We start from the raw sequence: 20,210 nt of genomic DNA, 5'->3' as shown, positions 1-20,210 counted from the left end.
ACTTGGATTCCGGTAGATTTAAAATATTTCAACAAGCTAAGAACAGTTTTCTTATTTTTTCCAATAAAAATGATTGTTTCTTAAATTTTTGACAATAAAAAGTGTAACAATAACTTTTAAGAGAAAAAAGTTCACTTTATGTTTAATCCTATGCTAATAGGATAAAAAAAAATCTTAGATTTGTTAAACTTAGTTATGAATTTTAACACCAGACTTTTAAACCATTTGAATTAAATTTTCTCTCTAGTATGGAATCGATTAAAAACATGGAGGTGAAAACACCTATCGAATTTACTGCCCCAGCGGGTGGGTCAGGATCATTTTATGTACAAGAAGATATCCTTGAACAATTTTATAGCCACTATCACCGGCATAAAGAAATTCAGATTTCATACATTGTTAGGGGTAGGGGTTCCGTGGTGATCGGGAATTTAATCCAACCGTTTGTAAAGGATGAGATTTATATCCTGAAGGCGAATGATCCACATGTTTTTATTAAAGAGAATGATTCCATAGAATTAATCCATGTTGTTCATCTATTCGTTGGGTTTGAAAAATTAAGATCCCTGTTCGAAATGTCGGAACTTCGTTCCATTCGCGATTTCTTCAAGAACTTGGATTCTTCCAAAAAATTAAGCCCTAAGCATAGTCTGGAGATTAAAGAAGTGTTCCTGGATTTATTTAGATCCCAAAATATCAGCAAACTCAAAAAGGTATTTACCGTATTTGATTTCCTTTTTACCCAGGAATCGAATATGATTTCCCTATACTCTGGATTGCAGGATTCCAATTTCAACGACCGGGTCGGTATCCGAATCAATGAGGTGTTAAGATATACCCTGGAAAATTATGCGAAGGATATTACCATTGATGAGATTGCGAAGTTAATCCACATGACCCCTTCGGCCTTTTGTAAGTATTTCAAGAAACACACCATGAAAACCTATGTTACTTTCTTGAACGAGATACGGATAGAAAAGGCTTGCCAATTATTGGTCAACCATTCTACGGAGAATATATCGGAAGTGGCCTATCTTTGTGGTTTTAATACCGTAGTTCATTTTAATAGGTTATTTAAACATATCATTGGATGTTCGCCAACAGATTTTACGTATAAAAGAAGCGTTCCTTTAAAGGAAGTGTATCGTTAAATTTAAAAGAAATATATCCCTAAATTCCCAATATTTTAGTTTAATAGCTTATTTAAAAAAAAATAAACCATTTCTTTGGAAATTGGACTGGTTTTTGCTATATTATTGCCGTAACAATAAAAGAAAGGAAATAATATGATTAAAAAAGAGAAGAAGAAAAAACAAACCCTAGTCAGAAACCCATATTTATATTATGTAACGAATTGGGGTTTTGTCGGAGATCAATCCAAACCAAATCCTAGAAGTGTTAACAATAAAAGTTAACCTTCTAAAAAACAAAAATCAATAATTAAAATTTAGATGTGCTTTTTTAACGAAAAGCATTTTGTGTTTATAGGGGGTTAGGTTTTTACCAATTCTATCATTCATCCATTAAAAACTGAACGAAGCTACTCGCTTTGGATGATCTAACTTGTAACTTTTCTTTGTTTTCTCAACCTGCACATGCATAATGTTGGATTGCCTCTTAAAATCCTGATATAATAGTTGATTGGTCACCTCCAGTCGATTAATGGAACTGATCTGTTCGGAATATAAATAACACCAAGCCACATCATCAATGATTTCATATCCTAGGTACCTGAGCTCAACCGGGTTACCATTTACTTTCATCCGAAAATTGTTCCTTATATACTGAGATATCGTAGAATCGGCCTGCTGTTTATTCTTCGGATTAATAACATCAATGCGTTGGTTCATCTGATTTTTTATGGCCAGTTCGAGATCATCATAAAAGAGCCGACAGGATATTTCTACCTGTTTCTTTTGGGGGTTGAACGTGATGGAACTGATGCTAACGTAAAATGGATGTGCGAAGGCAATGCTCGTTACAAATATTAAAACGAAACATAGGACTTTCCAATTGTATTTTAGGTTTTTCATATTTTTATCACACTAAAGTATCCAATATTCAGGAAAATTATTAATTTTCCATGCCAAAACTAATTAATTAACTGATGAACAAGCTGTTATTATTATTAAAACAAGCTAAACCTTTGAAAAATATAGTTGTACTGTTGTTGGGATGTTGCCTTTTACTGACCTTCAATTCCTGCCAAAAGGATGAAAATGACCGGATTGCCTATAAGGGCACCCTGTCGGAATCCTATATGTTGACGATTGCACTTAATGGTCTGGCAGAACCGAAGGCCGTTCTTGTGGTTAAGGATGCTGTTATCACTGTTTTTCAGGATCTGAACATCAATGTTGGCCGGCAGATCGATGTTTCCCAACCGATGCCGAACTATTTCCAATTTTCTGTGCAGCTTTCAGAACAAGAGGTTAAACTGCTGCAGGCTGATGATCGAATCAAAAAGTTAGTATTGGATAAATAATTGGTTAGTTTAAATCCTTGAACTATGTAATTATTTAGTTATAAAATATTCCTTATTAAAATAATATTAAATTTGTGTGATATTATTGGAATAACCTAAATCATGAGCGATTTCTCCATTTACTTTCAACTTGGTTGGCAACATATTCTGGACCTCAATGGCTATGACCATATCCTATTTGTCTTGGTTTTATGTTGTAGCTATACCTTAAAGGACTGGAAACGCCTGCTTTGGTTGGTTACAGCTTTTACAATCGGCCATTCCATTACCCTTGCCTTGGCAGCCTTCAAGATTATCAAGGTTGATATGAGCTGGATCGAATTCCTGATTCCTGTCACTATCCTGATTACGGCGCTTTATAACCTGCCGAAAAGAAGAAAGCAGCGAAGCGCTGCTATTCTCTACAGTATGGCCCTCATCTTTGGTCTGATCCATGGATTGGGCTTTTCCAATTATTTGCAATCACTTTTGGGAAAAGAGGCAAACATTGTGGTTCCTCTTTTATCCTTTAATATAGGTTTGGAATTTGGACAACTAATTATCGTTTTCTTTGTTATCCTACTGTCCGAACTGATGCTGAAGATCTTCCGGGTCAATAATAGGGACTGGAGTTTCTTTTTATCATCTGCAGTGATCGGTATTTCCTTTATTATGGCTATTGAACGTATTCCACTATGAAAATATTTGGCAACCTAAAAACCCAAAGCTTAGTAATCGCTGGCTCCCTGTGTTTAGCATTTGCTCAGGCTCAACAAAATCCTGGGTCAAATCATGGCAATAAATTTGAACAATTGGGCACCTTGTTGAGTGATCCGAATATCTTCCGGACCGCTTCTGGTGCTCCTGGGTCCATGTATTGGCAGCAGAAAGCAGATTATGTCATCAATGTGGAGATCGATGAAGTGAACCAAATCCTTAAAGGCTCTGAGGTCATTACCTATACCAATAATTCTCCAGACCCCTTGACCTATTTATGGGTTCAGCTGGATGAAAACGAACATGCAGATGGTTCAGAAAGCAAAAAATTCAATCAAAGTAGTTTGAGCGAACGCATGTCGATTGAGCAATTGAAAACATTAGTCCCTGAAAAGAAGGGGTTTGGCGTAAATATCCATAAGGTGACGGACGGATCCAATAAACCTTTGAAATACACCATCAATTATACGATGATGCGCATCGACCTTCCAACCGCTTTGAAGCCGGGTGCAAAAATGAATCTGCATATCGATTGGGATTATAAGATTACCAATCGCATGGAGCAGGGTGGCCGCGGCGGATACGAATATTTTGCGAAAGATGATAATTACCTCTATACCATCGCACAATGGTTTCCAAGAATGGCGGTCTATTCGGACTTCCAAGGTTGGCAGAATAAACAGTTCACCGGTAGAGGAGAGTTTGCCTTGGTATTTGGAGATTATAAAGTGAATATCACGGTTCCCGCGGACCATATCGTTGGAGCTACTGGTGAATGTCAGAATTATGGGCAGGTATTGAATGCTACACAACTTAACCGATGGAAGCAAGCCCAAAGCAGCCAGGAGCCAATTGAAATCGTGAGCTTGGCCGATGCCCAAAAAGCGATGGGTGAGAAATCCAAAGCCAAGAAAACTTGGGTTTATGAAGCCAAGAATGTCCGTGATTTTGCCTTTGTGAGTTCCCGTCGTTTGGTATGGGATGCGTTGAAGGTGAATGAAGGTGTTCCTGGAAACCAGCCCATGGCCATGTCGTATTACGGGCCAGAAGCTTATCCTTTATATCGAAAATATTCCACCAAAGTGGTGGCACATGCTTTAAAAACCTATTCCAAATTCTCGATTCCATACCCTTATCCGGTAGCCATTTCAGTGGAAGCGGCCAATGGGATGGAATATCCGATGATCTGTTTTAATTATGGTCGTGCTGATGAGGACGGGACCTATTCGGAGGCGGTGAAATATGGGATGATCGGGGTGATCATCCATGAGGTAGGACATAATTTCTTCCCGATGATCGTGAATTCGGATGAAAGGCAATGGACCTGGATGGATGAAGGTTTGAATACCTTTTTACAGTTTTTGACAGAGCAGGAATGGGATAAGGATTTTCCATCGCGTCGCGGACCGGCGCATAAGATCACGGATTATATGCGTTTGCCGAAGGATCAATTGGAACCTATTATGACCAATTCGGAGAATATTGTGCAGTTTGGGCCTAATGCTTATGCAAAACCGGCCACCGCACTGAATATTCTTAGGGAGACGGTAATGGGTAGGGAGCTGTTTGATTATGCGTTTAAGGAATATGCCCGTCGTTGGGAATTTAAACATCCTACACCGGCTGATTTCTTCCGGACGATGGAAGATGCTTCGGCGGTTGATCTGGATTGGTTCTGGCGGGGTTGGTTCTTTACAACGGATGCAGTGGAGATTGAATTAGCGAATGTTACCCAATATAGGATGACGGGTGCAGATCCGGGGAAAACGCAGAAAGATCAGAAGGAAGCCTTTGATAGGGATTTGAATACGATTACTCGGAAGCGTAATATGGAAGAAAATATGGCTTTCTTGGTAGAAAAGGATACTTCCTTGTTGGATTTTTATAATAAGTGGGACCGTTTTGCGGTGAAACCGGAGAATGAGGCAAATTATCAAGCTTTTTATGCGTCGTTAAATGCGAAGGAGAAGGATATTTTTGATGGAAAGATTTCTTTTTATGAATTGAAATTCAAGAATAATGGGGGGTTGGTTATGCCATTGATTATTGAATGGACCTTTGCTGATGGAAGTAAGGAAGTGGATAATATCCCGGCTTATATTTGGAGGTTGAATGAGAATGAGGTGACGAAGGTGTTTGCTAAGGGGAAGGAAGTGGTTTCCATTCAGTTGGATCCATGGCGAGAAACAGCAGATATTGATGAGGATAATAATGCTTGGCCAAGAAAATCGCAACCTTCTAGGTTTGAGATTTTTCAGGGGCAGGGCAGAGGGGTGAGAGGGCAGTCGTCGGAGTCAAATCCGATGAAAGAAGCGAGGAAGAGGTAACCGCGTCATTGCTGGGGGGCTTGCGTGGGCCCTGCTTAATTGAGAGGCCCTGCTTAATTGAGAGCCCCCGCGTCATTGCGAGGAACGAAGCAATCTTTCGATTAGTGCAAAGATTGCTTCGTCGTACCTCCTCGCAATGACGCAACTACTTATCAAAAATCACCTTTCAACAAACTATACACCTCCAAATCCCTAAACTCATAATTCCCTATCCATTCTGCATTTCTCTTAACCCCCTCCTTCACAAAACCCAACCTCAGCGGAATATTACTGCTCTTCACATTTCCAGTTGCACAGCAAATCTGAATCCTTTGCAAATTAAACTCCTCAAACAAATGCTCAATAACCACCTTAACCGCCTTTGTCATAATCCCTTGATGCTGTACTTCCTCCGACAACCAATACCCTATCTCCGTAGATTTATTCAAATAATCAATTTCTTTCGTTCCAATCAATCCAACCATCCGATCATCCAAACAAATCTTAAACACAAAATCTTTCATGTTCTTCCAATTCTGTATACACATCTCCACAAAACCCTTACTATCCTCCAGCTTATTGGTAAACTGCACAAAAGGCAACCATTCGCCCAAATAGTCCCGTTGGGAATCAATTATCTGATACATCCGAATCGCATCAGCCGAAACTAAGGCCCGAAGTGTAAGTTTTTCATCAATTTTGATTCTTTTTTTCATCTAATTTTTCCAAAATATCCATCAAGGTCTTTTCAATTCGTTTTCTTCCCTCTGCCTCATTGATATCAATCCCACAAAAAGTGCTTCCATTCGATTTGGCATGTATCGCCAAGTAATACAAACCGGCTGTCTGCAGAGCCAATACCGCACGGATATCCAATCCATCCTTCCCAATATTCTTTTCCAATTTTTGAATCAGTTCTTCGCCCACTTCCTCCCGCGCATCCGCCAATTTGCGAAGCGATGTATTCGGTTCGGAAAGTTCCCATTGCAAAATCCGCTGCAAAGTCTTATCCTGCAGGACCGTTTCAAATTGTCCAAACAATAAGCCATGCATTTCCTCTTTACTCATTTGGTCCTGCTCCAGCAGCTTGGCAATCTGTTTTTTAGCCTTGGATTTCCAATAATCCTGTTCGGTGATATAGGTCTCCACTAAATTATCCAAGTTTCCAAAATAAGCATATACTAATTTCCGGTCCACTTTTGCTTCCACCGCAATATTTGCGATGGTCAATCCAGGATATCCTTTTTTCTTCAACACCTTGCCAACGGCCGCCACCAGGTTTTTCATCGTTCTGGCCTTCTCCCTAATTGGTCCAGCGGTGGTTTTTCTTGGTTTCTTACCTGTTTTCGTTTGTTTCATTTCTTTTTAACTGTTCTGTTTCTCCACTTTAGGTTCCTTCTGGTATTGTTTATAAGCTCTGAACAATCTTCTTTTAATGTAGTTCTTTAGCTGTTTTGGCGCGAGCACTTCGACGCATTCCCCAAAACCTAGGATCTCCCTTTCCAATTCAAGGTTCAAGACCACATCAATGCGGAACAATGCCGATCCATCCGGATATCGCTGCACGATTTCTTGGGAATCATGTAGGGGCTTAGTTTCCACATAAGGGACATTTTTGGCGTCAAATTTTAACAAAACAGCCTGACCACGGTCTTTTTGACTTTTCGTAACGCCGATCGTATCCGAAAAATAGCGTTCAAAATCTATCCCTTCATAAGCTTTAAAAGAAGATTTTGCCATCTCTTCAATCTCCAGAATACGGTCTAATGCCAAGGTTATTAGGGTGTTTCCGTTTTTTGTATAGGTCATTAAGAACCATCGGTTCCTGTATTCTTTCAATAAATAAGGATAGTAAATCTGTTCGGTTGCAGTTTGGGATTTGAATGATTTATATTTGATCAAAAGGGGAATTTGATTTTTGATCGCTTGGTAGATCTGATTGATCCACTCCAGCCCTCGCAACAATTTATTGCCTTCCATTTGGACAATATTTGGCTTATTACTTTCATTTACCAATATTTTGTCCTCCAGTCGGATGATCATGTCACTCATCTCCTCAAAAAAGGAAAAGCCATTAAGATGCTTCAATACATCCAATGCTTCTTTCATCTTCTCCATATCCATATGGGATAATGGGGAGTTGCTGATGCTATAGGTAGGATCATCATAGGCATAAAATTTTCTATCCTTGACAACTATCGGTGCATTATAACCCAATTTGTTACTACGCATCAATTGGATGTCTCCCTGTATGGTCCTTTTGCTAACGCCAGAAGTTATCCCCTCCAATTCGTACAAGGCATCCGATACTTTTTCCATCAGGTCTTCCAAGGTCCATTTTCGATGCCGCTGCTTTAAGCATTGGTCGATCGTTTTATAGCGTATTAAGGCGAGTTTATTGCTTGACATGTTATTTCATCTGGTTATTCGCTAACATAAATGTAATGAAATGGATTTCACTACGCAATCTATTTGCGTATTTGTTCTGTTACTTTCCAAGTGATAATGAAATATTAAAATATATGTTTCATTAAATCAGGTGTTTAGCATATTTTTTAAAAATTTTTAGCATTTTCCTCTATTGCGCAATTACCCTGCGCAGTAGTAGCCCCATCTTTGTAGTGTCAGGTATGACCAAGTTCTTTGATTCATTTTACTGTTTCTGAATAGCAGGATAGTGCAGCTATAGATTTATAGACTGTATACTGATCAAGAGTTGGCTTGCTGACTCCATTCAACAAAGGGATTGTTGAATTATATGCAGGTTCGAGTCCTGTCTTTGCGAAAGCAATGTTGCTTAATTGGTAAAGCTAAAATACATGAAAAGCAGATCGATTCCTTGTTCCGTTAGGATCTTCTAACCTGCAGCAATGCGGACGAAAGGATCTGTAACAATCCATTGAATGACCAGCGGATTTGAGCTATTCCTTCGGATTTATACCCTAAATCATAAGCGTATATAATTGCAAAAGGATTTACCTCTTATCCCCGTTGTCCAAGGGATGAACAAGGAAAAGAGAAGCTGTAAAATGAAAAAGAGGTTGTCAACAAATGGAATAAAAACCAAAAATGAAATAAAATGAAAAGGATTAACATCAACAAAAACGAAGTAGGCTTGGTATTGAAAAACAATGCCGTAGAACGCATCTTAACCACTGGGAAATATTGGTTATGGATGGGCGAGAAGCTTGCTGTTTATGAAATGAGCGGAGTGGTGCAAATGCCATTCGACATGGATCTGATGTTAACCATTCCAGGCTTTGCCGAATTGGTTGATGTCATCGAGGTTCCGGATATGGAAATTGCCTTACATAGGATCAATGGTAATTTATATCAGGTCTTGGGTGCCGGACGGTATTTCTTTTGGAAAGGTTTGCAAAAGAACAGTTTCGAAAAGTATGATATAAGCACATTGGAAATCCCAACGTCTATAAAGAGAGATTTGCTTGAAAAATCCCAATTAAAGTGTTTTGTGCGAATGTTTACCATAAATCCAGAAGAGAAGGGTTTGCTTTTTGTGGATGGTATGTTTAAACAGGAATTGTTGCCGGGAAGCTATTATTATTGGAAAAACAGCATACAGATCGAAATCAAAAAAGTGGATTTGCGGATCTTACAGATGGATGTTCCTGGACAAGAGATCTTAACCAAGGACAAAGCCCAGATCCGGGTCAATTTTATCGTGCAATATCAAGTTGAAGATATCTATAAAGCCCTTTTGGATAATAGGGATTTTAACAATCAACTTTATGCATTGATGCAATTTGGATTGCGGGAATACATTGGAAACTTTAGCTTGGATGGCTTAATGGAAAATAGAGAAGGAATTTCTTCCTATTTTTTCAAGAACTTTCAATTGAAGGTGGAGGAATTGGGATTGAAATTGTTCTATGTAGGGATTAAGGATATCATTTTACCTGGCGATGTACGGGATATCATGAATCAGGTGTTGATTGCTGAAAAAAGGGCGCAAGCCAATATCATCACCCGGCGGGAAGAAACAGCTTCGACCAGAAGTTTGTTGAACACGGCTAAATTATTGGAAGAGAATAACATGTTGTTCCGGTTGAAAGAAATGGAATACATGGAGAAGATCTCCGAAAAGATCAATAACATCTCGGTTTCAGGCAATGGCCAGGTATTAGACCAGTTAAAACAATTGTTCGTAAAATAAAGAAGTTTGCTAGGGAAATTCGTCCCTAGCAATTTTAAAAAGAAGAAAGGAAAACAAAAAATGGAAAATAAACGTATAAATGGGAATGATTTATTAGCCTTAGGTTATAAAGAAAACCGTGCATTAGGTATTGCCCTAAAGATCAATAGCAAGCGTCATGGATTAAAACGTGATGAAATGCTTCAGAAATTTAAAGAGGTTTTAGCTGATCCGGAATCCTTTTCGGAAGACGCGATTTTCGAACCCTTGGCGAAAGCTTTATTGTTTCCCGAGGAAAAGGACACCAACATCATTCCATTAAAAGAATCAACGGATGCCTACGCCGTATATGGGGAAGAACATATTGAAGAGGGGGCAAGAAAGCAGATGGATGTTGCTATGCGATTACCGGTGTCGGTAGCGGGTGCTTTGATGCCTGATGCCCACCAGGGATATGGTTTACCAATCGGCGGGGTATTGGCAACGGAAAATGCCATTATTCCTTATGCTGTAGGGGTGGATATCGGATGTCGAATGGCCTTATCCATCTTTGATATGGAAGATGTTGCCTTACTGGAAAAACACGATTGGCTTAAAAAGATCATTTTGCAGAACACCCGGTTTGGAGCTGGCAATGGTTTTTTAAAGCATGAGCGATTGGATCATGAAGTGTTGGAAAATCCTTTATTCCAAGAAATCCCCTTTATTTCGAATTTGAAGGATAAGGCTTGGACACAGTTGGGATCCTCAGGAGGAGGGAACCATTTCGTAGAATTTGGGTCGATTAATTTTGAGCAAGAGGACCAGGAATTAGGTATCCCTGCAGGGAAATACCTCGCTTTGTTGACCCACTCTGGTTCTCGTGGACTTGGCGCTACCATTGCCGGACATTATACCAAATTGGCTAAAGAGCTGTGTAAACTCCCTTACCAAGCACAACATTTAGCATATTTGGGGATGGATACAGAAGCCGGTCAAGAATATTGGAACGCCATGAACCTGGCGGGTGATTATGCATCAGCCTGCCATGAGGTGATCCATGAAAAGGTGTTGAAGGATCTGGGGGTAGATAGGATGGCCAAGATTGAAAACCATCATAATTTCGCTTGGAAAGAGCAATATAAAGGCAAAGAACTGATGGTGCATCGAAAAGGAGCTACTCCTGCTGCAGAGGGTGTCCTTGGGATTATCCCAGGATCCATGGCATCCGACGGCTTCTTGGTTCGAGGGAAAGGAGTGGAGTCGTCGATCAACTCTGCTTCCCATGGGGCTGGTCGTCAAATGAGCCGTACCCAAGCCATTAAAAACCTGAAAAAACAGGACATGCTGCAAATGTTGAACGATCAGGGAGTTACCCTTATCGGTTCCAATATGGATGAGGCACCAATGGCTTATAAGGATATTCATACCGTGATGGCCGCCCAAGAAGATCTGGTGGATATTGTGGCCAATTTTTCACCAAAAATAGTTCGAATGGCCGATGACGGTTCCCGAGAGGATTAATAATTCACCGTCGTAAATCGCCAATGGTAGCCATCAACGATGGTCAGCTGGTTTATCGTAACAGGTAAACCAGCTGATATTTTTAGGGCCTGTAAAGCCATCATGTTCCCAACAATGCCTGCTAAAGGTCCTAGTACGCCGAGGCTATCACAGGTTGGCTGGTAACTTGGCTCTTCTGGTTGGGGAAATAGATCCCTCAGATTTTTTCCGCCTTGATAATTGAATACAGTTTGTTGCCCCTGAAAGCCTTCGATACTTCCATAGACTAATGGTTTTTGATATTGAACACAGCCATCATTGATCAAATAGCGTGTTTCGAAATTGTCTGAGCCATCCAAGATAATATCGTACTTATTGATTATGGATTCCATATTGGTCTGATCCAGAGCAAAAGGATAGGTGTGGACCATTAAACTGGAGTTCAATGCTTTGACAAAATCGCCTGCACTATGAGCCTTAGGATGCCCGATGTTTTTTTCTTGATGGATGATCTGCCTTTGAAGGTTATGCAATTCCAACAGGTCATGGTCCATAATTCCAATGCATCCAACCCCAGCGGCTGCCAGATAAGGAATAATAGCCGAACCTAATCCGCCAGCGCCGATCACCAGAACCTTGGAGGCCATAATTTTGCGTTGCCCAGCGACACCAATCTCCTCGATGAACACCTGACGGCTATATCGTAAAAACGGATCTTCCTTTTTCATGCAAATGAGGAGTAAACCTTATCCCAATCTTTCATTACCGGTTCATATCCCACTGTTCGAATCAACTGTCTGATATCATCCATCGATCGCTCATCCGAGATCTCGAATTGTTCCAAGGATTCCGGGTCGACCACATAGCCCCCTGGGTTGGTCTTGGAGGCGGCACTCATATGGGTAATTCCTAAAGGAATGATATGATCCCTGAATTTTTGGTCCTCTCGTGTGGAAAGGGAAATTTCCAGATCGGGATTCCATATCCTATAGGCGCAGATCAGCTGAAGCAGGTGCCTATCCTCCATGATAAAATTAGGTTCTATGATACCTTGGGCCGGTCTCAAGCGGGGAAAGGAAACCGAATATTTGGTTCGCCAGTAGGTTTTTTGTAAATATTCCAGATGGAAGCTGTTCAAAGCACTGTCGATACGCCAGTCTTCCAGGCCCAATAAAACGCCCAAGCCCATTTTGTGGATTCCAGTCTTTCCGATGCGATCGGGGGTATCCAATCGATAGGAAAAGTTTGATTTTTTGCCTTTTGGATGGTACTGTTTGTAAACCTCCTGATGATAGGTTTCCTGATAGACCAGCACGGAATGTAGTCCAGCTTTTTGCAACACTTCATAATCTGCTTGGTCCAAAGGCTGTACTTCCAAGGAAATATGCGCAAAATGTGGCCTCAAAAGTTCTATGGCATGCAGGAAATAGGGGGTATCTACGATTTTATTGGCTTCTCCGGATACCAACAGCACATGGTTAACACCCATGGCCTTTAAAGCAAAAGCTTCCAAGAGCAATTCGCTGTCGGACAGTGTCTTTCGTTTTATCTTGTTGTCCATACTGAAGCCACAATAAGTACAGATGTTCTGGCATTCATTGCTGAGGTACAACGGAGCATATAACTGTATGGTTTTTCCGAATCGTTGTTGGGTCAGTTGCATGGATCGAAAAGCCATCTCTTCCAAATAAGGTTCGGCCGCTGGTGAGATCAGGTTCATGAAATCGGAAACATCCAACCTGGTTTTGCCCAAGCTTCGGGAAACATCATTTGCTGTAGCCTCATAGATCGTTGCTTTGATATCTTCCCAGGCATATTGTTGGAATACCTGCTGATACTTTGATTTGTTTAACATAGCTACTGATAAATTGACTGGTTAAGCATAACTGCTGATGATCAATCGAATAAAAAGGAAGTTAAAGGGGAAGAAGCTGCTGCATGCTTGCTTTTCGTTGCGGCTAATCCCGATTCATAAGCAATTCTTCCGGCATTTACTGCCTCTTTGAAGGCTGTGGCCATTAGGATTGGATCATTAGCTGTCGCAATGGCTGTATTGACCAATACGGCATCTGCTCCAATTTCCATGGCTTTGGCGGCATCAGAGGGCGCTCCGATTCCGGCATCCACAATGACTGGAACCTGGCTCTGTTCGATGATGATCTCTAAAAAATCCATGGTTTTTAGGCCTTTATTGCTACCGATAGGGGCCGCAAGCGGCATCACAGCTGCGGTGCCTACATCTTCTAATCGTTTACAGAGAACAGGATCGGCATGGATGTAGGGCAGGACAATAAATCCTTGTTTTGCCAATTCTTCCGTCGCCTTCAATGTTTCGATCGGATCGGGAAGTAGATAGCGGGGATCGGGATGTATTTCTAACTTCAGCCAGTTGGTGCCTAATGCTTCTCGCGCTAATTGAGCGGCAAAAATAGCTTCCTCTGCAGTTCGAGCACCTGAGGTATTTGGTAGCCAGTTCATACCTGGGATTTCCATCGCTTGTAAAAAGAAATCTTCCTTTTCTTGCATGTCCAAGCGCTTTAAGGCCATGGTGACCATGTTGCAACCGGAGGCTAATATGGATTCACGCATCAGTTTATGGCTTCCGTATTTGCCTGTTCCCAAGAATAGGCGTGAATCAAATGTTTTATCGGCAATAACTAAGGGTTTCATAGAATTAGTTCTGAAGGTATCGGTTCTTTTAAAAATAATTTGGAAGCCGCAAAGCCGTAAAGGCCTAAATGCTGTAGGATATCCGTGTCTTCCCATTCCACTCCACCAATGGCAAAGATGGGAGGGCAGGAAAGTTCATGCAGCCTGAGGTTTTCGAAGATTTCTTCATAGCCTTGATAGCCAAGGATGGGGCTTAATGATTTTTTGGTGCTGGTGAATCGTAGCGGGCCCAATCCAATATAATCCACTTTTTCTTCGATCCTTTGTTTTACATCCTGGAAGGTATTTGCGGTTCCTCCAATCAAGGTGTCCGATCCTAAAATTGCCCTTGCTTGTATTATGGGGGAATCATTTAGGCCAAGGTGTAAGGCATCTGCTTCGAATTCCTTTGCCAATGCCACCTGATCATTGATGCATAAATAAGCATTATAGGATTGACATAGAGGTTTGACTATTTCCAGAAGATTTTTTAGTTCCGCAAGGTCGGCCTCTTTCCATCTTACCTGAACCCATTTGATTCCAGCATCCAGAACTCGCTGTATGCCTGTGAGCTGATCGGTTTCTGTAAGGCCTTGGGAAATATATTGTAATCTAGGAATTGATTTTCCCTTTTTCATTTAGATATTGTTTTTGTATTTCTTTAAAACTTTGTGCTGGGTTTTCAGATTTCCAGATTCCTCCTTTTAAGGCTATTCCATCGATATCTAATATGGATAGTTTTGTGATTTGCTTTTTGGAGATTCCACCCAGCGCAATCAGTTTTGTATGGTAGTTTTGTCTTTGGGTAATCGCTAAAGCATTGGCCAGATCCGGGTTTGCTTGGTATCCCGGTTTGGAAATACTCGAAAATAAAGGTCCTAAAAAAGCATATTCCCAAAAGCTGGTCAATTGGTTAAATTCTTCCAGGCTATGGGTGGAACAGGATTTCCTGAAGGTTTGATATTCCATTTCGATCGATCCCTCTCTTTTGAGATGTACTCTTTCGATTCCTAATTCAGCAGCCAAATGCTGGTGGCTATGTAGTACCAGATATTTCCGGAATACAGTTGGAATTTGGTTCAGAAGGGACAGCAGAAGTTGATCTGGTAAGCCGTATTTGCGCAGATGGAGATTTTCCAGTCCTGCATCAAATAAGGCCAACCAATGCTTCAGTTCCGAAGGAACATACTGCTCTTCTGAAATCACGATGATCATATATAGATCTCTTTTCCAGATTCAATAAATTCTTTTGACTTCTCCAACATGCCTTCTTCCGTGGCCTCCCGAATTTCCTGAGTGATTTTCATCGAGCAGAATTTCGGTCCGCACATGGAGCAGAAATGCGCTATTTTCGCCCCATCAGCAGGTAAGGTTTCATCATGGAATTCCCTTGCGGTATCCGGATCCAAGGAGAGGTTGAATTGATCCTCCCAACGGAATTCAAATCGCGCCTTGCTCAATACATTATCTCGGTATTGGGCTCCAGGGTGTCCTTTGGCCAGATCAGCGGCATGGGCAGCTAGTTTATAGGTGATGACTCCATCTTTCACATCTTTTTTATTCGGTAATCCCAGATGTTCTTTGGGAGTTACATAGCAAAGCATGGCACATCCGTACCAACCGATCATGGCCGCTCCGATTGCTGAGGTAATATGATCATAACCTGGCGCTATATCGGTGGTCAATGGTCCTAAGGTATAGAAAGGCGCTTCATCACATTCCTCCAACTGCTTTTCCATATTTTCCTTGATCATGTGCATAGGCACGTGGCCAGGACCCTCAATCATCACTTGTATATCGTGTTTCCAGGCAATTTTGGTCAGTTCTCCCAAGGTTTCCAACTCTGCGAACTGGGCCGCATCATTGGCGTCAGCAATGGATCCCGGTCGCAGACCATCGCCTAAGGAAAAGGCCACATCATATTGTTTCATGATCTCACAGATCTCCTCAAAATGCGTATACAAGAAACTTTCCTGATGATGGTATAAACACCATTTTGCCATGATGGATCCACCTCTGGATACAATCCCAGTTACCCTATTGGCAGTCAGGTGGATGTATTTCAATCGTACTCCCGCATGGATGGTGAAATAGGAAACGCCTTGTTCGGCCTGTTCGATCAGGGTGTCCTTGAAAATTTCCCAGGTCAGGTCCTCTGGCACTCCATTCACTTTTTCTAAGGCTTGATAGATAGGCACAGTACCGATCGGAACAGGCGAGTTGCGAATGATCCATTCTCTTGTTTCATGGATGTTTTTTCCTGTCGACAGATCCATGATGGTATCTGCACCCCAACGGCATGCCCAAACAGCCTTTTCCACTTCTTCCTCGATGCTGGAACTTACCGCGCTATTGCCAATATTGGCATTGATTTTTACGAGGAAGTTACGTCCGATGATCATTGGCTCACTTTCAGGATGGTTGATGTTATTGGGAATGATCGCACGTCCTGCTGCAATCTCCTCCCGAACGAATTCAGGGGTGATTCTAGTTTTCGGGGTTTTTGCACCAAAACTTTCGCCTGGGTGTTGTTGCTGCAATGCGGCTGGAGCAGCTTCTATCTGCTCTATACGTTGGTTTTCCCTGATGGCGATATATTCCATTTCCGGGGTGATGATCCCTTTTCGTGCATAATGTAATTGGGTCACATTTTTGCCTGGCAAAGCCTTTAGGGGCTTATGTGCGTAGGAAAAACGGAGTTCATCCAATTTAGGGTCTGCTAACCTGGCTTTTCCATATTCGGAGCTGATCTGTGTTAACTCTTCCACATCACCTCGATCGATGATCCATTGCTCCCGAACCCTTTTCAGTCCTTTGCGTACATCAATGGTTTCGTTGCTATCGGTGTATGGACCAGAGGTATCATAGACCGTAATGGCTGGGTTTTCCTCCACGCCGCCTTTGCTTAGTTTTGTTGGGCTAAGGCTGATTTCCCGCATGGGAACCTGGATAGGGAACAGTTCTCCAGAAACATAAATCTTTCTGGAATTGGGAAATGGGCTCGTACTTATGCTTTGCTCGTTCATAATATGGGGGTATGAAAAATGAATATTAACCACCTTGGGTGGCCGAAATGATTAGTATTTGATCTTGAGATTGGATAGGGGTGGATTTCCAGAGGTCCCTCGGCACTACCTGTTGGTTGAGGGCAATGGCAAAACCTGATGTTAAAGTTGGGTAATGTTGTTCCAGTAATTCTTGGATCGACGCTGGAGCAATTTCAAAATGAATTTTTTCTTGGTTGATGCTGATTTCCATTCCTATGTTTATCTTTTTTGATAAACTTTAGGAACGCCGCAAGGTTGCAGATACGCACCCATGTTGAGTTCTACTTTTCCCTACGCTAATATGAATTAGATCAGGTTCAAAGGGTAAAATCTCAGCCTGCAATCCTTGCAGACACCCCTAAAGTTTCGACTAAGCTAGGGATTATTTCATGGAAATAAAAATTATTTAAAATTAATTGTTGCCAGTGTGGGTTAAATATCATTCAGAAAATCCGCAAGATTGGCCTGCTGATCCAAGTTTAGTTTTTTCCGTAATCGATAGCGAGCGACCTCCACACCTTTAGGCGAAATATGCAATATCTGGGCAATTTCCTTGCTGGACATATTGAGTTTGATATAAGCACAGAGTTTAAGATCGGTTGCTGTTAGGGCAGGATATTTATTCTTTATTTTCTTCAAAAAATTAGCATGGATGGCATCGAAATGTAGGGAGAACTGCTCCCAATCATCCCGCTGTTTCGAATGGTCCACTAATTTTTTGACGATTTTTTCCACTTCGTTTTTCGTCTCCCTGTTATCGATATTGGCGATTACTTCTTCCATTTCCAGTTTCATTCGATCCATTAGACGGCTCCTTCTAAAAATATTCATGGTGATGGAAGCCAATTCTTTGTTTTTGTACATCAGATCATTTTGTAACTTTTCCTTTTCCAGCTCGGTAATCTTATGTTCTTTATCCCGACTTTCCAATTCATGAAGGTAGGTGAGGTCCCTTTGCTTTTTTTCAAAACGTTCTTTTTGCTTCCAAAGTTGGTTAAGGTAAAGTGTATAACCGAGATAAACTAATCCTAAACCAAGACAGCAATAAATGATTATCGCCCAAAGACTTTGGTACCAAGGTTTATTGATGTTGACGGTATAGGAAAGTGTTTCGGATTCTTGATCATATCGGTTTTTTGCCTTCACCTCAAAAACATATTTTCCAGGTTTTAAGTTCCCGAAGGTCCGAGTAGATTCCGATGTCCAGTTAGACCAATCACCCTGCCCTTGTATTCGATAAGCATACTGCATGGCATCTTTTTGGAAATCATGGTTACAGATATCCAAAATAATGGAATTGAAAGCCGGAGGCATCCATAATTCCTGATCCTGTTTTTTGGTTTCACTTAACTGGCTACTGAAATAACCGTTCATCAATATGCTGTCTTTTACCTGGTTACTCACTAAAATCTTATTGAAGGATATGACCGGCTTCTCCATTCTGGAGCGGTAAACCTCATAATTGATGTGAAATAACCCATTGTAGGACCCAACTAAGATATTCTTCCCGTCAACAGGATTGATATGGTAGAATCCACCTATCATATTCTTTTCGAGTTCAGGAAAAAAGGTTATTTTTTTAGTGCTTAAATCTAGAACTCCTAATCTTTCTTCACTAACGAACCATACTCGATTTTGTTGATCTTCTTTCAGATAGATGATAGCATTATTTCCGAAGAGCGCATTCCAATATTCATCTCTAATGAACCGGTTCTTATGGTGGTCGAAACGATAAATCCCTTGAGGGTTGGTGACCAAAATCTGATCTTTGATTTTGTAGACGTAATTGTTGATTTGGGCTGGCAAACCATCTTCATTACCATATAGTTTCGCTTTTTCTTGTGGATTTTCCAAATGATATCGATATACCCCTCGATAAGGATGCGAGGTCCAAGCATATCGTTCATCTTTCTCCAATTGTAGAAAACGCATGGATTCATCCATTTTTCCTAGCAGCATCAGGTCTTTTAAACCATTAGAAGAACTAAAAAGACCATTATATGTCCCGATCAAAAGTTGTTTATCTTTTGTCTCCTTCACTAGCCAGGAACCTAATTGGTTCATCTGTACAAAGTTATTGTTCTGATAATGGTAAGTCCCTGTGTGGTGCAGCATGTAGAATTCACCGGATGTAATGGCGAAATTCCATACCTGTCCTTTGCTATTCTGCATTTTTTTGAATGCGTGGGAGGAATAGGATAAATCCCTTGCATCAGGATCAATAGTCGTTTGATAGACCCCATCGGTGGTCCCAATGAATAATTTATTGTCATATACCGAAGAGGTATAACTGGCCATCGGAACTTGAGGTAGAGGGTATATATTTCTGATGGCTGAATTGGCATCGATTATCGCGATGCCATTGTCCAAACCAAGCCAAAGCCTTGCATTTTTATCCACTAGGCTCGATAGCACAGTGTTGTTCCTTAAACCATCTGAGCTATTGATATTCTGTATGATTTTCCAATTTTTATCAACAATATAAAGACCATTAGAGACAGTTCCGATCGCATATTGCTCGTTTTCCAATTCACTGATACTATTTACTTGTTGGTTGACTATTTCCGAGGGTAAATGGAAAGGACTCGTTCCATTATCTTTGATAAGAAATGCTTGTTCTGTCAATAAACTTACCAAAATGCCCTCCTTACCTAGATCGGTCAGCCCGGTGATATAGGCAAAAATATCTTTTCGAATAAGGGTAAGTTTCCCTTGTTTCCCTTGTTTCCATTCATAAAGTTTGTCCTTTTCTGCTATGAATAACCGTCCCTGATTTTTGGCAAGGAAAGACCATTCTGTTCCTCTTGCTGCAGGTAAAACTGTTATCTTCTTTCCATCATATTGAAAAATATATCGGGATGTTTGAAAGAATATGTGGTTTTCAAATTGTTCAATTCTCCAAGTGTCTCCAAAATCTTGCTGTTCCTTCGGTATTAGTTTTGTTAAATCGACATACTGTAAACCTGAATTGTGGGGGATAAAATATCCGAACATACCTTGACCACCGGCGTAAATTCTTTTCTGATCTATGATTTTCAGCGAACGAAGAATAGTATGGTTCGGAATGGGGTAGGATTTCCATTCTTTCCCGTTGAAGGTGATCAGCCCATTGTTATTGGCAATATACATAGTACCAGCACTATCTTGCTGAATCTGCCAATTTTGGGTACCGGCATCCATATCAAAATGGCTGATGTTAACAATCTTGGCTACACCAATGTTCTTCTGTCCCATAACAGTCAAGCAGGGTAGGAGAGTTACTAATAAAAGAAAAACCCTAGAATAGAAATTGGTCATATTTTAATTGGTTAGATTCTCTTTTTTTTAATACAAATATATGTAGTATTTTAATTATCTGATTTACAATGGTATAAATTTATTTTGTAGTGGCA

The 20,210-nt window shown here is 40.8% G+C and carries 18 protein-coding genes and 1 riboswitch; of the genes, 6 read left to right on the top strand and 12 right to left on the bottom strand.

Annotated elements, in window-relative coordinates; all coding sequences use genetic code 11:
• The first annotated feature begins 248 nt into the window (after window positions 1-248).
• A complete protein-coding gene (locus tag E3D81_RS06040; protein WP_134776810.1) occupies window positions 249-1,151 on the top strand; it encodes an AraC family transcriptional regulator in 903 nt (300 codons plus the stop codon).
• A gap of 372 nt (window positions 1,152-1,523) precedes the next feature.
• Here E3D81_RS06040 and E3D81_RS06035 read toward each other — a convergent pair whose 3' ends face one another.
• Complete coding sequence (locus tag E3D81_RS06035; RefSeq protein WP_134776809.1) at window positions 1,524-2,033, bottom strand: DUF6702 family protein; 510 nt, start codon at window positions 2,031-2,033, stop codon at window positions 1,524-1,526.
• 74 nt (window positions 2,034-2,107) lie between these two features.
• On the opposite strand from E3D81_RS06035, the gene E3D81_RS06030 reads away from it, so the two are divergent.
• From E3D81_RS06030 to E3D81_RS06020, 3 genes are all read left to right on the top strand, one after another.
• A complete protein-coding gene (locus tag E3D81_RS06030) occupies window positions 2,108-2,485 on the top strand; it encodes a hypothetical protein (RefSeq protein WP_134776808.1) in 378 nt (125 codons plus the stop codon).
• Window positions 2,486-2,587: 102 nt separating this feature from the next.
• Entirely contained in the window at window positions 2,588-3,163 is a 576-nt protein-coding gene (locus tag E3D81_RS06025) for a HupE/UreJ family protein (protein WP_134776807.1), read from the top strand.
• Window positions 3,160-5,508 (top strand): M1 family metallopeptidase, encoded by a 2,349-nt coding sequence (locus E3D81_RS06020; protein WP_134776806.1) that lies wholly within the window; start codon window positions 3,160-3,162, stop codon window positions 5,506-5,508. Before E3D81_RS06025 ends, E3D81_RS06020 begins: the two co-directional genes overlap by 4 nt.
• A 152-nt stretch (window positions 5,509-5,660) precedes the next feature.
• On the opposite strand, the gene E3D81_RS06015 is transcribed toward E3D81_RS06020, so the two are convergent.
• Genes E3D81_RS06015 through E3D81_RS06005 form a run of 3 tightly spaced genes read right to left on the bottom strand, consistent with a single transcriptional unit; the run spans window position 5,661 to window position 7,896 of the window.
• Window positions 5,661-6,203: a GNAT family N-acetyltransferase gene (locus E3D81_RS06015; protein WP_134776805.1), complete on the bottom strand. Its 543-nt coding sequence runs from the start codon at window positions 6,201-6,203 to the stop codon at window positions 5,661-5,663.
• Window positions 6,181-6,846, bottom strand: coding sequence for a TetR/AcrR family transcriptional regulator (locus E3D81_RS06010; protein WP_134776804.1), 666 nt, complete (start codon window positions 6,844-6,846; stop codon window positions 6,181-6,183). Before E3D81_RS06010 ends, E3D81_RS06015 begins: the two co-directional genes overlap by 23 nt.
• A 6-nt stretch (window positions 6,847-6,852) precedes the next feature.
• Entirely contained in the window at window positions 6,853-7,896 is a 1,044-nt protein-coding gene (locus E3D81_RS06005) for a helix-turn-helix transcriptional regulator (RefSeq protein ID WP_134776803.1), read from the bottom strand.
• Window positions 7,897-8,566: 670 nt separating this feature from the next.
• On the opposite strand from E3D81_RS06005, the gene E3D81_RS17480 reads away from it, so the two are divergent.
• Entirely contained in the window at window positions 8,567-9,661 is a 1,095-nt protein-coding gene (locus tag E3D81_RS17480; RefSeq protein ID WP_134776802.1) for a slipin family protein, read from the top strand.
• 60 nt (window positions 9,662-9,721) lie between these two features.
• A complete protein-coding gene (locus E3D81_RS05995) occupies window positions 9,722-11,143 on the top strand; it encodes an RtcB family protein (protein ID WP_134776801.1) in 1,422 nt (473 codons plus the stop codon).
• Here the strand turns inward: E3D81_RS05995 and E3D81_RS05990 are convergent.
• The 8 genes from E3D81_RS05990 to E3D81_RS05955 all read right to left on the bottom strand — a co-directional run bounded on the left by E3D81_RS05990 (window position 11,140) and on the right by E3D81_RS05955 (window position 20,115).
• Window positions 11,140-11,850: a HesA/MoeB/ThiF family protein gene (locus tag E3D81_RS05990; protein ID WP_134776800.1), complete on the bottom strand. Its 711-nt coding sequence runs from the start codon at window positions 11,848-11,850 to the stop codon at window positions 11,140-11,142. The two genes, E3D81_RS05995 and E3D81_RS05990, sit on opposite strands and share 4 nt — an antisense overlap.
• Complete coding sequence (thiH, locus tag E3D81_RS05985) at window positions 11,847-12,977, bottom strand: 2-iminoacetate synthase ThiH (RefSeq protein WP_134776799.1); 1,131 nt, start codon at window positions 12,975-12,977, stop codon at window positions 11,847-11,849. Before thiH ends, E3D81_RS05990 begins: the two co-directional genes overlap by 4 nt.
• A gap of 41 nt (window positions 12,978-13,018) precedes the next feature.
• Window positions 13,019-13,792 (bottom strand): thiazole synthase, encoded by a 774-nt coding sequence (locus E3D81_RS05980; RefSeq protein ID WP_134776798.1) that lies wholly within the window; start codon window positions 13,790-13,792, stop codon window positions 13,019-13,021.
• Window positions 13,789-14,409, bottom strand: a complete 621-nt coding sequence (locus tag E3D81_RS05975; RefSeq protein ID WP_209023112.1) for a thiamine phosphate synthase — start codon at window positions 14,407-14,409, stop codon at window positions 13,789-13,791. The genes E3D81_RS05980 and E3D81_RS05975 overlap by 4 nt, the downstream gene beginning before the upstream one ends.
• Window positions 14,384-14,986 (bottom strand): thiamine phosphate synthase, encoded by a 603-nt coding sequence (locus E3D81_RS05970; protein WP_134776797.1) that lies wholly within the window; start codon window positions 14,984-14,986, stop codon window positions 14,384-14,386. The genes E3D81_RS05975 and E3D81_RS05970 overlap by 26 nt, the downstream gene beginning before the upstream one ends.
• On the bottom strand, window positions 14,983-16,797 hold the full coding sequence (gene thiC / locus E3D81_RS05965; RefSeq protein WP_167554245.1) for a phosphomethylpyrimidine synthase ThiC: 1,815 nt from the start codon (window positions 16,795-16,797) through the stop codon (window positions 14,983-14,985). Before thiC ends, E3D81_RS05970 begins: the two co-directional genes overlap by 4 nt.
• Before the next feature lie 25 nt (window positions 16,798-16,822).
• Complete coding sequence (thiS, locus tag E3D81_RS05960) at window positions 16,823-17,029, bottom strand: sulfur carrier protein ThiS (protein ID WP_099366213.1); 207 nt, start codon at window positions 17,027-17,029, stop codon at window positions 16,823-16,825.
• A gap of 60 nt (window positions 17,030-17,089) precedes the next feature.
• Window positions 17,090-17,188: riboswitch (TPP riboswitch) on the bottom strand.
• Window positions 17,189-17,250: 62 nt separating this feature from the next.
• Window positions 17,251-20,115, bottom strand: a complete 2,865-nt coding sequence (locus E3D81_RS05955; RefSeq protein WP_134776796.1) for a triple tyrosine motif-containing protein — start codon at window positions 20,113-20,115, stop codon at window positions 17,251-17,253.
• Window positions 20,116-20,210 lie beyond the last annotated feature (95 nt).

This window comes from Sphingobacterium sp. CZ-2 (assembly GCF_004526235.1).
Taxonomy (GTDB): domain Bacteria; phylum Bacteroidota; class Bacteroidia; order Sphingobacteriales; family Sphingobacteriaceae; genus Sphingobacterium; species Sphingobacterium tenebrionis.
The sequence above is the reverse complement of the archived record's forward strand: the minus strand, read 5'-3'. Positions and strand labels throughout refer to the sequence as shown.

What these genes read in the sequence shown, in the direction of transcription:
- thiC (WP_167554245.1), bottom strand. Translation starts at nt 16,797, where the DNA reads ATGAACGAGCAAAGCATAAGTACGAGCCCATTTCCCAATTCCAGAAAG.
- E3D81_RS06030 (WP_134776808.1), top strand. Translation starts at nt 2,108, where the DNA reads ATGAACAAGCTGTTATTATTATTAAAACAAGCTAAACCTTTGAAAAAT.
- thiS (WP_099366213.1), bottom strand. Translation starts at nt 17,029, where the DNA reads ATGGAAATCAGCATCAACCAAGAAAAAATTCATTTTGAAATTGCTCCA.
- E3D81_RS05955 (WP_134776796.1), bottom strand. Translation starts at nt 20,115, where the DNA reads ATGACCAATTTCTATTCTAGGGTTTTTCTTTTATTAGTAACTCTCCTA.
- E3D81_RS06020 (WP_134776806.1), top strand. Translation starts at nt 3,160, where the DNA reads ATGAAAATATTTGGCAACCTAAAAACCCAAAGCTTAGTAATCGCTGGC.
- E3D81_RS06040 (WP_134776810.1), top strand. Translation starts at nt 249, where the DNA reads ATGGAATCGATTAAAAACATGGAGGTGAAAACACCTATCGAATTTACT.
- E3D81_RS05980 (WP_134776798.1), bottom strand. Translation starts at nt 13,792, where the DNA reads ATGAAACCCTTAGTTATTGCCGATAAAACATTTGATTCACGCCTATTC.
- E3D81_RS05995 (WP_134776801.1), top strand. Translation starts at nt 9,722, where the DNA reads ATGGAAAATAAACGTATAAATGGGAATGATTTATTAGCCTTAGGTTAT.
- E3D81_RS06035 (WP_134776809.1), bottom strand. Translation starts at nt 2,033, where the DNA reads ATGAAAAACCTAAAATACAATTGGAAAGTCCTATGTTTCGTTTTAATA.
- E3D81_RS06005 (WP_134776803.1), bottom strand. Translation starts at nt 7,896, where the DNA reads ATGTCAAGCAATAAACTCGCCTTAATACGCTATAAAACGATCGACCAA.
- E3D81_RS05990 (WP_134776800.1), bottom strand. Translation starts at nt 11,850, where the DNA reads ATGAAAAAGGAAGATCCGTTTTTACGATATAGCCGTCAGGTGTTCATC.
- thiH (WP_134776799.1), bottom strand. Translation starts at nt 12,977, where the DNA reads ATGTTAAACAAATCAAAGTATCAGCAGGTATTCCAACAATATGCCTGG.
- E3D81_RS06015 (WP_134776805.1), bottom strand. Translation starts at nt 6,203, where the DNA reads ATGAAAAAAAGAATCAAAATTGATGAAAAACTTACACTTCGGGCCTTA.
- E3D81_RS06010 (WP_134776804.1), bottom strand. Translation starts at nt 6,846, where the DNA reads ATGAAACAAACGAAAACAGGTAAGAAACCAAGAAAAACCACCGCTGGA.
- E3D81_RS05975 (WP_209023112.1), bottom strand. Translation starts at nt 14,409, where the DNA reads ATGAAAAAGGGAAAATCAATTCCTAGATTACAATATATTTCCCAAGGC.
- E3D81_RS05970 (WP_134776797.1), bottom strand. Translation starts at nt 14,986, where the DNA reads ATGATCATCGTGATTTCAGAAGAGCAGTATGTTCCTTCGGAACTGAAG.
- E3D81_RS17480 (WP_134776802.1), top strand. Translation starts at nt 8,567, where the DNA reads ATGAAAAGGATTAACATCAACAAAAACGAAGTAGGCTTGGTATTGAAA.
- E3D81_RS06025 (WP_134776807.1), top strand. Translation starts at nt 2,588, where the DNA reads ATGAGCGATTTCTCCATTTACTTTCAACTTGGTTGGCAACATATTCTG.